The following is a 15,374-nucleotide window of genomic DNA, read 5'->3' on the forward strand; positions in this document are numbered from 1 at the left end:
CAACAAATGCCTGCCCGGCTGACAGGGCAGGCGAAACGGGGTTGAAAACGCCTTCCGGACAAGACGGGAGGTCAAGGGGCTGACGGGATGATCTATTATATGGTGCGCAGGATCCTGACGATGATCCCGACCCTGCTTGTCATTAGCTTCTTGATTTTCCTCATAATCGAACTTCCCGCCGGTGACTACATTTCCAACCAGATTGCAGCTCTGAGAACCAGCGGCGAAAGCGCGTCTATTGCCAAGCTGGAGTTCCTGCGCAAAGAATTCGCGCTCGACCGGCCGTTTTTCGAACGATACCTGATCTGGATCGGCGCATGGCCGGGTCCCAATGGCTTCGACGGGCTGTTGCAGGGCAATTGGGGCTGGTCGTTCGAGTTCGACAAGCCGGTGAACGAGGTCGTCGGCCCGACCCTGCCGCTGACCATCGTGCTGAACTTCGCCACCATCTTGTTCGTTTACATCGTGTCGTTTCCGATCGGCATGTATTCGGCCACCCGGCAGTACTCGTGGGGCGACTACGGGTTCACTTTTCTGGGCTATCTCGGCCTTGCAGTCCCGAACTTCCTGCTGGGCCTGATCCTGCTTTATCTGTTCAACCGCTGGTTCGGCCTGTCAGTCGGCGGTTTGATGGCACCTGAATACATCGACCAGCCTTTCAGCTTCGACAAGCTGATGTCGATCCTTGCCCATCTGATTGTTCCGACCATCGTCATCGGCACATCCGGAACGGCGGCGATGATCCGGCGTTTGCGCGCCAATCTGCTGGACGAATTGCACAAACAATATGTCACGACCGGCCGCGCAAAGGGCCTGACAGAGCGAAAACTCCTGACTAAGTACCCGTTGCGCATGGCTTTAAATCCGTTCATTTCCGACATTGGCAACCTGATCCCCTCGCTGGTGTCCGGGTCGGTCATCGTCTCGGTGGTCTTGAACCTGCCGACCGTTGGCCCCGTGCTCTTGTCGGCCCTTCAAAGTCAGGACCAGTTCCTGGCCGGATTCATTCTTCTGTTCGTTGCAGTGCTGACCCTGTTCGGCATGCTGGTGTCGGATATCTTGCTGGCGGTGCTTGATCCGAGAATCCGACTGGGCGGGAGGGCCGCCTCATGAGCGACGTCTTCGACCCGAAAAAGCCGGTGGACGAACACCGGGCCGAACATTATGTCGATCCGCGCCCCTTCAATCCCGAGACGGTCGAAGAGCTGTCGGAAGAGCAGGAGCGCTATTATCAGGCCTCGCAATGGCAAATCATGTGGTGGAAGTTCAAGCGCCACAAGCTCGCGGTCTGGTCGGGTGTCATTCTGATCCTGTTTTACCTGTGCGTGCCGTTTGCCGAGGTGATTGCGCCGTATACGCCGAACACGCGTGACAGCCAGCATCTTTATGCGCCGCCACAGCCGGTGCATCTGTTTCATGAAGGTGAGTTTGTCGGGCCGTTCGTCTACGGCATGAAATCCGAAATCGACATGACCAACTTGAAATGGGTGTTCACGCCGAATTATGACGACGTGCAACCGATCCGGTTTTTCTGCTCCGGCGATCCCTATGAGTTCTGGGGGCTGTTCGATGCCGACTTCCACCTGTTCTGCCCGGCAGAGGGCGGTTCGCTTTTTTTGCTTGGGACGGACCGCCTGGGCCGTGACCAGCTGTCGGGTCTGATCTATGGCGCGCGGCTGTCACTTACGGTCGGTCTGATCGGGGTCGCGATCTCGATCATACTCGGCCTGTTCTTCGGTGGATTGGCCGGCTATTTCGGCGGTTTTGTCGACAGCGCGATCCAGCGGCTGATCGAAATCATGCGCTCCCTGCCGGAATTGCCCTTGTGGATGGCGCTGTCGGCCGCCCTGCCGGTGACCTGGAACCCGGTCTGGATCTATTTCGGACTCACGGTCATCCTCGGGCTGCTGGATTGGCCGGGTCTTGCGCGCGCTGTGCGCTCCAAGCTGTTGTCCTTGCGCGAGGAAGAATACGCCAAGGCGGCGGTTTTGATGGGCGCCAAGCCCAAGCGCGTCATTACACGGCACCTGTTGCCGGGCTTTACCAGCCACATCATTGCCTCTGCGTCCTTGTCGATCCCGTCGATGATCCTGGGGGAAACCGCGCTGTCCTTCCTCAATCTGGGGCTCAGACGGCCCTCAGTCTCCTGGGGCGTCTTGTTGAACGAGGCGCAGAACATTTCGGTGGTGACCGTCTATCCATGGCTGATGGCGCCGGTCATCCCCATCATCATTGTGGTTCTGGCGTTCAATTTCCTGGGCGATGGTTTGCGCGACGCGGCTGATCCCTATAAGTGATCATTGAACAACAAGAGCATTTGACCGCCGCGCCCGACAGGGCGGCGGCGGCCGCAATTTGGAGCATCCATGTCGAAGAACGCGAGCACCGCTGAAGGTTGGGACGAGGAATATGAAGCCGGGCGCTGGGCGTTTTTGCGATCGCTGCCGGAAAGCGGCCGCTACGGCATCATCGGCATGTGGTTGAACCTGACGAATTCCAACAAGCATGTGCTGGATATCGGCTGCGGCGAGGGGCTTTTGTACGAGCGTCTGGCGCCGATGGGGCTGCAAAAATACGTCGGTATCGACCTGTCCCCGGCCTCGCTTGAAATCGCAAATGTCGATCCGGCTGCCGCGTCGCTGCGCGCGGCCGACATGCACACGTTTCAGCCTGAAGCGGGTGAAACCTTCTCCGCAATTGTCTTCAACGAAGTGCTGCATTTTGCAGAGAACCCGGGTGCGCTGGTGTCACGCTACGTGCCTTTCCTGAAGCCGGACGGGGTCATCGCACTGTCCATGTACGCGCCCAAACGCCCGGAAAGCGGGGCCAACAAGCTGATTGCCAGGCTGTGGGAGGCCACAGATGATACACATGCCTTCGAAGTCCTCGACGATTACCGGCTTGTTTCAGACAAGAAAGGTGTGACCTGGCGCATGCGGCTGGTCAAACCGGCCGGGTAACGGAGCCCAGCATCGTCAAACGGAATTTGAAAGCGGCCTCGGGGCCGCTTTTTTCATAACTTGGATTCGCATTTAATATCAGTTCAGAAAAACCACGGCTGAATACATAGAAATGAACTGAATACAGTTTGTAATCATCTATTTTTCCATGCTGTATCATTTTTAAATATATGTAATCTGCATATTTTGAAGAGATGTATTTAAAAAATCTATCGACTTATAAATTGAACAATATCATGACGCATGGGAAGACTGTCGCAAAGCGCAATCAATTTGAAAGCCAAAGCGAATGACCAGCCCCAAAATAGTGTCCGTCAGCCCGTCCGCTAAGAACGACGAAACGGCAAACGAGATGCCCGAGTTCAAGCTGCAAGACAGTGTGGAAAACAAAAAGGGCCTCAAGGTCAATTTCAAGAAACAGGAATTCGTGCGAAAGGAAATTGAAAAGCATACGCCTTTGTCCAGGAGCGAGCTTGAGGACATTTATGACCAGGCCGAATACCTAAAGGCTTGGGCAAAAACCGTCGACAAGCCCGAAGTGTCGAGACCGGATGCGCTGCTGAAAAGCATCAATGACGGTGCTCAGAAGTCTCCGCTTCACACCTTTAAGCCGAAGGGCGACGCTCAGAAAAGGTGCATAACGATCTCATTACACACGACAAAAAGCTGCAATCCGATTTTGCACATCTGCGTTCGGCGAGCCTTTCGTCCGGTTTTGATGCGGCCGCAGAGCATGGCGGGCTTGAAGACGAGAACGGTCACCTGGAAAAGCAAGCCTATAACAGCGCACATAAAGCGCTGGAGGATGGTTTGAACAAGATGAATGCCGCAAAAGACGGAAAGGCGTTCGAAGTGGGTCTCAAGCAGGCCCGGGATGCGGTCGGCAAGCTGGCAAAAATGACCGGTGCAGCGGCAAAGGAAAACGGTGAGCTAAAAGGTGCTGCGAATGACTTCGCGGGGCTTTCCGGAAGCCTGAAGGAAACCTCGCGTGCGTTTGCGAAAATGCGGACATTCAAGAACGTTACGCCGCAAGAGTCATTTGACGGTGTTTACGAACGTGACACGTTCGTCAAGAGCACCGGCCTGCAGCCCGAGATTGTGACGCATACATTTGCGGAAAACATCAATCATCAGTGGGCAGACCTCGATGACAAAACGCGAACGAAAATCGAGGATGACTGGAAGACGAACAATCCCAACGACGCTCAGGATGGCAACCTGTTTACACCGCTCAGTTATAACGCGTTCGAGTTGACTGACAGCAACGGTGTTACGACTGACTATAATAATTATGGCAAAAAAAACTACCTCTTGATGGATGGCGGGGGAGCATTCACCAATCTCTACTTGTCTTTCAACTCTGATGGCTGCTGTGACATAGATCACGCAGTCGTTCAGAAGGAGGCCCAAGGTGCGGGCCTGAACAAGGCTGCCATGCAAAGTATTTTGGATATGCGAGCTGATCAGCCGCCGCAAAAGAAACTGAAAGAAGTGACCCTCTCTGCAAACGTTAGTGTTGGCGGGTATGCTTGGGCAAAAGTTGGGTTTAAACCGGCAAATACAAATTCTTGCCGGGATATGCTTGGAACGATCAGTAAAACCTTGAAAGACGTATTGAATAACAAGACGCTTACGTCTCAGATGAATGATGGGCAAGCGCTTGCACTGCAGGAATACAAAAATGAGGTTGATCGCGCCTTGAAAGATCTGACGCAAAACGGATCTAAGAATGATCAACTGTTCAAAAAATACGCGCCACTCGTTACCAGTGCAGCTCAATTGAAACAGCCGGTTGCGCCAAAAGCTGCGGAGGAATACCTAAGAGATATCGGTGGCCGGGAGACGGACAAGTACACGCGAATGAACTTTGACAACTTCACGGTCGGCAAACTTTGCATGATGGGGACGGCTTGGGGCGGTGCGCTTGACCTCACACAGGATGCGGACCGGCAGGCTCTGAAAAAATATGCGCAGAAATGATTTCGCAACAAATCCAAACGATCTTCAGAAAGACGATGTCATGACCGAGAAAAAGAAGTCCCTGGCCTTTTGCGCAATCGACAGCAAAGGCTCCCGCGATGATGCGCTTATTCATGCAGAATTACTAAACGACGCAGACTTCGAAACTTTCGCGTCCATGCGGGCAATCAGCGACTATGTCGAGCGTGGTGGAAGCTTGCAGCACGCGCTTACCCTGTTTGCGACAGACGAAATACATGATGCAGCGCAGGGCGCACAGAGTCTTGCGACTCTGGAAGCGCGGATGAAGCACTGAACGCTGACGCCAGTGACGCTGACGCCATCACCGGACCTACCGCCGCGCCAGCACGATCGGTTCGCCGGTTGGGGTGGCTTTGGCGGCGCTATCCCATGCGGCACGCAGACCTTTGAGTGTGTCTTCTGACGCGATGTCCTTTGCGCCGAGAAGCCTCTCAAAGGCCGCAAGCCAGTGGTCATAGTACCCGGCCGTACCTGCCGGGTCTGTTGCAAGCTCTGCGCCGAGCGTCTCGGCCCATTCGCTCCAGGTAAACAGGCCCGCTTCATGTGCCGCCAGCGTCATGGCAAAGACCCGTGCTTGCCAGGGTTCTGCAAACACGGGTCCGCCGCCGTCTTTTGGGATGGCGGGCGAGGCGGCGAGAAGATCAGATGTGCTCAAGATAAGGCTCCCACAGGTCCAGCCGGAGGGTGACGGAGGGATCACTGTCCGCCCCCCATATGTCTGTTCCCTTGAAGACGACACCGTAAAGCCAGGTGGGCTGTTCGCCTCCGCCCGCCGCGTTCGCGTCCGGAAACACATGGACGCCGTGCACGGCCTCAATCACGCCGGCGCAGCCCCGCACATAACGCGGGATCCGGGTATGTCCGGTCGGGTTCATGCGCCTGGCCACCACCTGGTCGCCTTGTTTGAAAGCGGCAGGCGCTGTTGCGGGCCGGTCGGCGGGCCCCCCTTGGCCAGCGTTGCGGCGACCTTGCCGGCTGTCAGAATGTTTTTGACCGGTTTGGCCGGTTCCAACATTCGTCCGGCGCCGATTTCCGCGCGGCTGGCAAGCCCGTAGGCGACAACCAGCCGCTCAAGTCCCTTGAGCCAGATTTCGTAGTAGCTGGATGACAGATAGTCCACCGGATGCAGCGTCTCGCGCATATAGCGGGAGGTGTCGATCGACCAGGTTCCGGTCGCCCCCATGGCAAGGGTGAGCGCAAACGCGCGCTCTTCCCAAGGGGCATGAAAGTTCGGCTCATCAACCTCGATCTCGATCGGGCCGAAGCCCATCTGGCCGCCCAGATCTTGCGCCCCGTTCATGCCGCGCCCTTACGGTTTGACGGCAAGAGCGCAAGAGCGGTTCCGATCATCGAATCGCGGCATACCAGGTCCGCGAGCTTGTCTTCGCTCCAGCCTTCCGTGCCTTCGGGCCGCATGGGGATCACCAGATAGCGCACTTCTGCGGTTGAGTCCCAAACCTTGATTTGCGTGTCCTTCGGAAGCTCGACACCGAACTCCGCCAGCACTCCGCGCGGGTCGCGCACGGCGCGGGAGCGGTAGGGCGGAGACTTGTACCAGACCGGCGGCAGTCCGAGCACGGTCCAAGGATAACAGGAGCACAAGGTACACACGACCATGTTGTGGATGTGCGGTGAATTCTCCACCGCCACCATGTGCTCACCCTGCCGGCCGGTAAAGCCAAATTCGGCAATAGCCGCCGTGGCATCGGCAAGCAGCCTGCCGCGATAGGCGGGGTCTGCCCAGGCGCGTGCAACGACCCTTGCACCGTTGCGGGGCCCGATCTTTGTTTCATAGGTCTCGATCAACTCATCCAGCGCGGGCGGATCGATATAGCCTTTTTCGGTCAGCAGCGTTTCCAAAGCGCGCACCCGCAGCTCCGTTTCCGAAAGCTCCGAATGGTCGTGAGAATGATCATGGCCCGGCATGCGGCGTGTCTCCCGGTGGTTGACAGAAGGATATTGTCACTAATCCGGGTGTGCAATGGCCTTTGGCCGGACCTGCGCCGGTTTGAACGCGCCTGAAAACAGGTCCCGAATATTAGGCCACTCGGCGCCGTCATGATGCGCGGCAATTTTCAAAAACTCTTCGAGAAAAACAAAACAGCCTTTGTCATGGGCCAGATGATGCGACAGGAGGCCGAGCGGTTCGTCCGGGTTGGTCCGGCGGCGGCACAGTTGCAGGTCGAACCGCGCGCTGGCGCTGTCATAGCCGATGAACCGCCGGTCTTTCTTCCATTTGATGATGTCGATATGCGCTTGAATCTGGCCATCGCGCGGAAAATTGAACTGCGTGAAGGTGGACAACCCGGTGAGTCCGATGCCGGGAAGACGCCGCGAAATGTCCGGCGTGATTCGGTTCCATGGCGGCACCATGGCCGGAATGAACTTGCCCGGACCGAACAAGTCTTGAAGGCGTTGCTTTCCGGCCGCAAGCTCTGCCATCAGTGCATCCGGATCCCGCCGCGTTCCGAGCTCGGCCGCTTTTTCACCAAGATCTTTGCGCTGGAAATTTTTGTGCTGAAACCCGTGCTGCAGGACCATCGCGTGCGGCTCGTTGGAAAGGCGGTCGGCGAGTGCCGGTGTGGCGTATTTCGGAATGACCGCCAATGCCACATCAACGCCGTGGCGGTTGGCGATGTCCAGCATCCGGTCAAGTTCTGCGGTCGGCTCGATGGCATCGTCGTCACGCCACCAGAACCGGACCTTCCGCCCGCGCGCGGCGAACCAGTCCAGATGCGCGTTCAGGCTGCGTTGAAATTGGTCAAGATCGGCGTTCATGCCGTGCGCACTCCAATATCGTCCAAAAGAATTTCAGCACTTTTCCGGGCTCCGCCGAGCATGACACTGTGATGACTGCGGGGCAGGGCCAAGGCATCATCGACCGCTGCTGCAAGACGCTCGGCGGACAAGCCGGCTTCCGGGGCCACCACGGCCCGGCCGTGGGCGGCAAGCGCTTCGGCCCGCTGGGTCTGTTCGGTTTCCTGTTCCTGGGCAAAGGGCACAAAGACGGCTGGAACACCGGCAATCAAGATATCCAAAACAGTGTTGTATCCGGCTTGGCTGATTGACAGACGCGCCCGTTGCAAAAGGCCCGGAAAGTCCCGCCGCGCGCGTTCGACAATGATACCTTCTCCGGCACTGCGCTTGAAAATCGCAAATGCTTCCTCTGACACATCGTGCCCGACCAGGATCCGCCAGACCGTCTCGTCAGCCCGGCGGGACAGCGTGCGGGCATCCAGTGCGGCGGACAACAGGTCGTGGGCGACCGCCCCGCCGCCACAGGAGACAATCACCTCGTCCTCCCCGTCAGTGCCTGGCGGCTCGGGCCGTGGCCCGCCGCCGACATACCCGGTGTAGCGCACCAGCGGTGCAACACGGCCGGCAAACGGAAAGCTGTCGGAGAGCTGAACAAAATCCGGATCGGAATGCACCAGGATCCGGTCATAATGCGCCAGCGCCTGGTCGGCCATCCAGGCTTCTTTTTCGATTTCCGTCTTGCGCACCAGAATGTCGCGGATCGAGGTGGCAATCAGCGGCGGATTGGGCCTGTTTTTTGCCGCCTCAAGCAGCGGCGCGACCTCAAAGGCAAATTGACGCCGCCCAAACGGATAGGTCTCTGTCAGCAGCAAATCGGAGGAGTTCCGGGAAAACGCGCTCAGCGTGGCGGCGCGCCGCCCGGCCCTCCAGGTGTCATCGATCTCCGTGCCGTCCGGTGTCACCAAACGGGTGAACGCCGCATCCGGGCTTTTGACCGGTGGCAGTTCGACGATCTCCAGGCCACTGACGTCGAGCGTTGGCGGAATGCTGTTGCCGCTGGCAAGCGTGACCTCAACGCCCTCTCCGGCAAGGGCTTTGCCGATGGCGGCTGCACGGACAACATGGCCCGTGCCCAGTAGGTGCTGAACGTGAATAAAGGCGCGTGGCATGGGGGACTGCAGCTCCTCAGCGCGCTTGGTGATTGGTGATCGCGGAGGTTAAAAATGCGGCCAAACGTTGTGAACCGGCCTGCAGCCTGTGGTGTTGTGCGATGTGCAAACGCGCGGCGTGTCCAAGCTGTTCCGCGCGCGCAGGCGCATTCAAGACCGCGCGCAGGTTCTCGCCAAGCGCTGCCGCATCTCCTTCCGGCGACAAAAGCCCGGTCTCGCCGTCGCGGACAATGTCCGGAACGCCGAACGCGTCTCCAGCAACAACACCCAATCCAGCGGCTTGCGCTTCGAGAAAAACGAGGCCGAAAGCCTCGCGGATCGCGGGCCATACGAAAAGATCGTGTGTTGCGTAAAGTGCCGGCAATTCTTCAATCGGGCGCGCGCCGAGCCAAGTGATACGCTCAGGCGGGAACAGTTTCAAGATATCGGGCCGGTTGTCGCCGTCTCCGACGATGGTGAGTTGAAAGGGCAGGTCGGTCAGATCCTGCAAAGCCCTTGCCAGCACTTCATAGGAGCGGGTCTTGTCCCCAGGACGCATCATGCCGACCGTCAAGAGTTTGAGCGGCGGTGCGGCCAGTGGTTTGGGCTGAGAAGCCGCGACCTCAAAGGGCGCACTGTCGATGAAAGGCAATAAAACTCTCAGCCGCTCACCCTCAACCACCGCTTCAAGGCACTCTGCGTCGGCATTGTGAATGGCGGCCACCATGTCAGCCCGGGCAAGGGCCTTGTCCGCCTCGGCAAATCCGAATGCCCAGTCGCCGGCCTGCCGCTTCGGCGCGCGGCTTGCCTCGACGATCGCGTACGGAAGATTGAACCGGTCCGCAAGGGCGGGGCCGATCCAGTCCGGAGCCTTGTGATAAAGGTGATAGGTCAGGAAGACATCCGGGCGGTAGCCTTCGTTGTCCCAGATTTGGGAGATCCTGGCCGCTTCTGCAAGCGCCTGTTCGCGCAGCAGCGTTTGGGCCTCTTCGCCGCCGTCCATGCTCCAGGAGCGGAACGAGGAAGCGATCCGGACGTCATGCCCCGCCTCTTCCAGCGCTTTTACGATCAGGCGGCCCATGGTCCGGTCTCCCGAAGGGACGGGATGGTCCAGCGGCTTCATCGGCGCGGTGAATGCGATCTTCATCTGGGGCCTTTCAGGGCAGATGCGGCTCTCACAGGAATTTTCTGAATTTTCCGGCCAGGTAATCAAGCCCCGGTTCGGTTGAAAATGCGGCTCGGACATGCTCGGCGCCGGCGTGCCCCAGCCGGTCGCGTTCGGCCGGCCCCCGGATCAAGGCCTTAAGCGCTTCAGCAAGGGCGACCGGATCAGCCGGTGGCACCAAGCGCCCGGTCTTGCCGTCTTCAATCAGTTCCGGGATTGCGGACACGTTTGTCGACAGGCAGCACAGACCCATGGATTGTGCTTCCATCAACACATTCGGCAGACCGTCCCGGTCGCCGGATTTGGCGAGTTTTGACGGCAGCACAAACAGGTCCGAGAGGCGGCAGGCCTCAATCACGGCCTCACGCGGCTGGGCGCCGCGCCAGATGATCCGGCCGGACAATCCAAGCGCGTCCGCTTGCGCCTTGAGGGCATCTGACAATTCGCCGCCTCCCACATGGGTGAACTGCCAATTGAGCTCTTTCGGCAGGGCCGAAAGAGCTGCCAGCAAGTCATCATAGCCTTTCTTTTCGACAGCCCGGCCCACAGAAACCAGCCGGACCGGGTCCGCGGTTCCATCGCGGGTGGATGGGACGCCGGACGGTTCTGGGAAGCCGGTAAAATCCAGCCCGTGATAGACGAGTTCAACCTTTTCCGGGTCGTCACACAGCGATTTGAGATGCCGTGCATTGACGCCTGTGCAGGTCACACCCCAGGCGGTGTCGTCGAGTTTGGTCTTCAGGTCCCAGTCGGGACTGGTCCAGATGTCCTTGGCATGCGCCGAAAACGACCAGCCGCGTCCGGCCAGGTGGGCTGCGTACCGGGCCGCGGAGCAGGGCGTGTGCAGATAATGCGTGTGGATCCAGGTGATATCCTCCGGCAACTCATGCGCAAACACGCAGCCCTGCGCCCAGCGCCGCTGCCGGTCGGCGTTCGATTGCCGCGCCAAATCGGCCTCAAACAATGCCTTGGCTTTTTCATAGGTCGGCTGGTTTTCCGCCCAGCGTTTGGCCCGTGCGACCCTTGCGGGATCATCCTTGACGTATTCCGGCAAGTAGAGGATCTCCGCGGAAATCAGTCTGTGCAGCTCGTGGATATAGGGATCATAGGGTTTGCGCAGCGCCACAATCAGGATCGGAATGCCGCGCTGTTCAAGGCCTAGAATTTCCTGGGCAATGAAGGTTTCCGAAAGGCGCGGATAGCCTTTCAGCACGACGGCAATGCGGGACATGTTTTTTCTCTGGCTAAGACGGCAAAAAGGGGGGCGCTAGAAGTTGACCAGTTGCCCGGCTGGCCGGGATGCCCGGCTCTCATCGAAGATCTCACCGACGCGCATCTCGATCAGGTCGAGGCCGTCAAGAAGGTTTTGCACCCCGGCCGCAGAGGGCGCCGGCAAGTCCGGCAGCTCAGCAAGCGCGGTTTCCATGAGATCGGTATCGGGGTAGCTGTCAATCGGCAGGACTTTGAGTAAGCCGCTTTTTTCCGCCCGGTCGGCGCGGATAGCCTGTTCGCGGCGCGGAATGATGCGGGGGACCATCAAGGTTGGTTTGTCGAACGACAGGATCTCGCAGAACGTGTTGTAGCCGCCCATACCGACAATCGCGGTGGCATGGGCCAGATAAGGCTCAATCTGCGGCGTGAAGCGGATTACCTCCACATCGCGCAGCTGTTCGGCGCGTTCTGTGAAATCCTGAACCGCCGCTGCCGGCATGAACGGGCCTAAGATCACCAGAGCGGGGAACAAAGGCCTGTTGCGTGCCTCGTAGGCACGCATCACCCAGTCGACCATCTCCACACCGTCACCGCCGCCACCCGGCGTCACCAGAATGTACGGCTCTTCCCCGAACGGTGACGGCGCAGGCTGGTTTTTGGCGTTGTCCGGCAGGTCCCGTTTCAGATAACCGGTGAAGCGCAGCTTGTCGTGCGCCGCCTTGCTCAATGGAATGTCTTCAAGCGGATCACAGATTCCGTCGGGGCCGTAGACCCAGATTTCATCGTAAAGGGTTTCAAGCGCAGGATAGACGTTTTTCCGGTCCCACTCCTCGCGCAAGATTTCAGGATCATCCATCACATCGCGCAGGCCAAGCACCAGGCGGGTGTTGGTCTCCTTCAGCGCTTTCAGCGTCGGCACCACTTCGCCGCGCAAGCCGAGCGGCTCCTTGTCGACAATGAAAATATCAGGCTCAAAAACCTTTGCTGTGTGCTCGATGATCGAGGCCCGGATTTCAAGCGTGTGCTCAATGTTCAGATGCAGCGAAAGCGGAGTGTATTCCCCGTTGCGCAGTTTGATGACGCCCGGGATCCGCACAAAATCAACGCGCGAACGGAACTCAAAACTGCCGATGATCGGGGAGCCTGACAGGATCATGACCGACAGGGTGTCGAAGGCTCCGACCAGCGCATGCGCAATGGCGCGGCAACGGCGCAGATGACCCAAGCCAAAGGAATCGTGGCTGTAGATCAGAATTTTCGGTGAATCGGAACGCATACTTCCCCATAGTGCCCCGGCGTCGACGCCGACTTATGGCCCATTTGAGCGCCGGTTGTCACGCCCCGCGTTTATTTTACACCGGACAATGCCTGAATTCGAAGCCTCTGGCACATCCAGGCAGCTGTAAATTCACGCATGTATCTTCAAGGTCACAGTTGCTTGACAAACCTGGCTGGCGGATCCCAATTGAGGAAATAATATGCAAAGCTTGTTTTGAAACTATGGCGTTGAGCTGGGTCGCTCCGGAAATCGAATGCAAAAAAGCCTTTTCAGCTTCATTTGGCAGTTCAGTGCCCGCCAGCAGATCTTCATCCTGTGCGTCACGGTATTTTCTTATCCGATCACCTATATCCTGCTTGAACTGCCGAAGCTGATTGTCAATGACGCGGTTCAGGGCGATGGCTTTCCCCGCTCGTTTTTCGGGTTCGAGTTCGACCAGATCGCCTACCTCTTCGTGCTATGTATCTCGTTTCTCGGTCTGGTCGTCGTCTCCAACGGCTTGAAGCTTTTCATCAATATCTACAAGGGCCGGCTGGGCGAACGCATGTTGCGCCGGTTGCGGTTTGAGCTGTTCCAGCGTGTGCTGCGCTTTCGGCTGACGCATTTCCGTAAGGTCAGCTCCGGCGAGATCATTCCGATGATCACATCGGAAGTGGAGGATGTCGGCGGCTTCATCGGCGAGGCCTTCGCACTGCCTGCCTATCAGGGCGGGCTTTTGGTCGTCCAGCTCGGCTTTATCTTCATGCAGGATCCGTTGCTCGGTCTTGCTGCTGTCAGTTCCTATCCGATCCAGGGTTACATCATCCCGAAACTGCAGCGAAAAGTCGTCATACTCGCGCGCAAACGGGTGAAGAATGTGCGTGTGATCGCAGACAAGGTCGGCGAGAGCATCAACGGTATTCCCGAAATTCATGCAAACGATACGGCAGCCTGGCACTCCGCCGATGTGTCTGACCGGCTGTACGAGAACTTCAAGATCCGCTACCAGATCTTTAACTGGAAATATTTCATCAAGTTTCTCAACAACTTCATGAACCAGTTGACACCGTTCTTCTTCTACTTGATCGGCGGCTATCTGGTGATTGAAGGCGATCTGAGCATCGGCGCACTGCTGGCTGTCATCGCGGCCTACAAGGATCTTGCCGGCCCCTGGAAAGAGCTGCTGGCCTACTACCAGATGACGGCCGATGTCGGTGTCAAATATCAGACCGTGGTCGAAAACTTCGACCCGGCGGACATTTATCCGGTCGAACGCCTGACATCGGACGAGAAAGTTGCGCTGGACGGCGATCTGAAGTTGTCCAATGTCAGCTTTTCCGGCGGTGTTGCCGGGCAGGAAGTCTTTGACGTGTCCCTGTCCATACCAATGGGGCAAAGCTGTGCGGTCGTTGGGCCAGACGGCTCCGGGCGCGCCGAGGTTCTTCAGCTCGCGGCCGGTCTGCTCAGCCCGGTATCCGGCAAGGTAGAGATAGGCGGGCAGGATCTCGACAAACTTGCAGCGGCTTCCCTGGGGCGTGAAATCGCCTATGTCGGCGGCGCGGTGCACATCTGGACCGGAACAATCCGCGACAATCTCTATTACGGTCTGCGGCACCGGCCGGTGGTTCCTCTAGAGCGTGACGGGGACAGTTTGAAAGCCTTCAACCGCCGCTTGAAAGAGGCAGAGGAAACCCGCAACCCGACGTATGATGTCGAAGCGGTTTGGGAGGACTTTGAGGCTGCCGGCGTTTCGGACATGGACAAGCTCGACCGTCATGCGCTGGAGCTGCTGAAAGCGGTCGGACTGGAATCGGATATCTACCGGCTCGGTCTGCAGTCGCGTTTCGATCCAAAGATGGATGATGATTTCGCCGAGCGGATTTTGGGCGTGCGCAAGCAACTCGCGCATCGGATTGCCGAAGACAAAAATCTTGCCGGTCTGGTCGAGCTTTGGGACAGCGCGCAGTTCAACACCAGTGCGACGCTCGCGGAAAATCTGTTCTTTGCCGTACCGGCCGATCCTGAGATCACCATGGATCAGATGCCCGATTTGCCCGAGGTCAAGGCGTTTTTGAAAGTGACCGGCTTCGGGGAGAAACTCCAGGATATCGGCGTCAAGATTGCCGAGACCATGGTCGAACTTTTCGCCAACATTTCCGGTGACAGCGGGTTGCTCGGCACCTACTCCTTCATCACGCAGGAAGATTTGCCGGAATTCGAGCGGATCGTACGGATCGCTAAGTCGAACAGCCAGCGCCCAGGCCTGTCCGAAGCGGACCGGGCGCGGCTGATCGGGCTTGCCTTCAAACTGGTTCCGGCCAAGCACCGGTTGGGCGTCATGTCCGACGATTTAAAAGAGGAAATCATCGAGGCACGGGCCAAGTTCCAGGACATGGTTGTGGCCAAGAATGACAGTTTCGTCGCCATCGATCCTGAAGTTTATCTGCCGCCGCTTACCATCGAAGACAATCTCCTTTTCGGCCGCGCCCGTGTCGACCGCCGGGATGCGCGCAGGCGGATCGATGAGGTGATCCGCTCTGTTGTGGAAGAGACCGGTCTCAGAGAGCCGATTATTTTTGCAGGCTTTGGCTATCATGTCGGCGTGGCCGGATCACGTCTGTCGGCCAGCCAGCGCCGGCGCCTCGCCCTTGTCCGGGCCCTTCTGAAAAACGCCAAGGTGACCATTCTCGATGACATCGCAGGCGGCTTGACCGACGAAGACAAGCAGGCGCGGATAACATTGCGCAAGGTTCTGGCAGGAAAGTCGCTTATATTTGGTACAACCAATCCGTCGATAGCTGGGGAATTTGAACACCAAGTTGTTCTGGATCAAGGAAGAATTGTCTCCAATGAGCATCAGGACTCTTGAGGGT

The 15,374-nt window shown here is 58.0% G+C and carries 13 protein-coding genes and 1 pseudogene; 6 read left to right on the forward strand and 8 right to left on the reverse strand.

Translation table 11 applies throughout. The annotated features are described in order from the left end of the window. The first annotated feature begins 87 nt into the window (after positions 1-87). The 5 genes from JM93_RS07890 (at position 88) to JM93_RS07910 (ending at position 5,235) form a co-directional block, all read left to right on the forward strand. Entirely contained in the window at positions 88-1,113 is a 1,026-nt protein-coding gene (locus tag JM93_RS07890; protein ID WP_145342039.1) for an ABC transporter permease, read from the forward strand. Next, positions 1,110-2,297, forward strand: a complete 1,188-nt coding sequence (locus tag JM93_RS07895) for an ABC transporter permease (RefSeq protein ID WP_145342041.1) — start codon at positions 1,110-1,112, stop codon at positions 2,295-2,297. The genes JM93_RS07890 and JM93_RS07895 overlap by 4 nt, the downstream gene beginning before the upstream one ends. A 69-nt stretch (positions 2,298-2,366) precedes the next feature. Beyond that, positions 2,367-2,960, forward strand: coding sequence for a class I SAM-dependent methyltransferase (locus JM93_RS07900; RefSeq protein WP_145342043.1), 594 nt, complete (start codon positions 2,367-2,369; stop codon positions 2,958-2,960). A gap of 633 nt (positions 2,961-3,593) precedes the next feature. Then, complete coding sequence (locus JM93_RS07905) at positions 3,594-4,940, forward strand: hypothetical protein (protein ID WP_145342045.1); 1,347 nt, start codon at positions 3,594-3,596, stop codon at positions 4,938-4,940. Positions 4,941-4,980: 40 nt separating this feature from the next. Beyond that, positions 4,981-5,235, forward strand: a complete 255-nt coding sequence (locus tag JM93_RS07910; protein WP_145342047.1) for a hypothetical protein — start codon at positions 4,981-4,983, stop codon at positions 5,233-5,235. Between the two features lie 36 nt (positions 5,236-5,271). On the opposite strand, the gene JM93_RS07915 is transcribed toward JM93_RS07910, so the two are convergent. From JM93_RS07915 to JM93_RS07955, 8 genes and pseudogenes are all read right to left on the reverse strand, one after another. Beyond that, the gene (locus tag JM93_RS07915; protein ID WP_244300785.1) at positions 5,272-5,616 is read right to left on the reverse strand and encodes a nitrile hydratase accessory protein; all 345 of its coding nucleotides are present in this window, start codon (positions 5,614-5,616) and stop codon (positions 5,272-5,274) included. Next, a pseudogene (gene nthB / locus JM93_RS07925) lies at positions 5,603-6,261 on the reverse strand (nitrile hydratase subunit beta). The gene JM93_RS07915 and the pseudogene nthB overlap by 14 nt, the downstream one beginning before the upstream one ends. Next, entirely contained in the window at positions 6,258-6,887 is a 630-nt protein-coding gene (gene nthA / locus JM93_RS07930) for a nitrile hydratase subunit alpha (RefSeq protein WP_145342053.1), read from the reverse strand. The pseudogene nthB and the gene nthA overlap by 4 nt, the downstream one beginning before the upstream one ends. A gap of 39 nt (positions 6,888-6,926) precedes the next feature. After that, a complete protein-coding gene (locus JM93_RS07935) occupies positions 6,927-7,739 on the reverse strand; it encodes a polysaccharide deacetylase family protein (RefSeq protein ID WP_145342055.1) in 813 nt (270 codons plus the stop codon). Next, positions 7,736-8,887 (reverse strand): glycosyltransferase family protein, encoded by a 1,152-nt coding sequence (locus tag JM93_RS07940; RefSeq protein ID WP_145342057.1) that lies wholly within the window; start codon positions 8,885-8,887, stop codon positions 7,736-7,738. Before JM93_RS07940 ends, JM93_RS07935 begins: the two co-directional genes overlap by 4 nt. 16 nt (positions 8,888-8,903) lie before the next feature. Continuing rightward, positions 8,904-10,013 (reverse strand): glycosyltransferase family 4 protein, encoded by a 1,110-nt coding sequence (locus JM93_RS07945; protein WP_145342059.1) that lies wholly within the window; start codon positions 10,011-10,013, stop codon positions 8,904-8,906. Between the two features lie 28 nt (positions 10,014-10,041). Continuing rightward, complete coding sequence (locus JM93_RS07950) at positions 10,042-11,262, reverse strand: glycosyltransferase family 4 protein (protein ID WP_145342061.1); 1,221 nt, start codon at positions 11,260-11,262, stop codon at positions 10,042-10,044. A gap of 36 nt (positions 11,263-11,298) precedes the next feature. Further along, entirely contained in the window at positions 11,299-12,519 is a 1,221-nt protein-coding gene (locus JM93_RS07955) for a glycosyltransferase family protein (protein WP_145342063.1), read from the reverse strand. A gap of 256 nt (positions 12,520-12,775) precedes the next feature. On the opposite strand from JM93_RS07955, the gene JM93_RS07960 reads away from it, so the two are divergent. Then, a complete protein-coding gene (locus JM93_RS07960) occupies positions 12,776-15,370 on the forward strand; it encodes an ABC transporter transmembrane domain-containing protein (RefSeq protein WP_145342065.1) in 2,595 nt (864 codons plus the stop codon). Positions 15,371-15,374: the final 4 nt, after the last annotated feature.

The sequence above is a fragment of the Roseibium hamelinense genome (assembly GCF_007830545.1).
Lineage (GTDB): Bacteria > Pseudomonadota > Alphaproteobacteria > Rhizobiales > Stappiaceae > Roseibium > Roseibium hamelinense.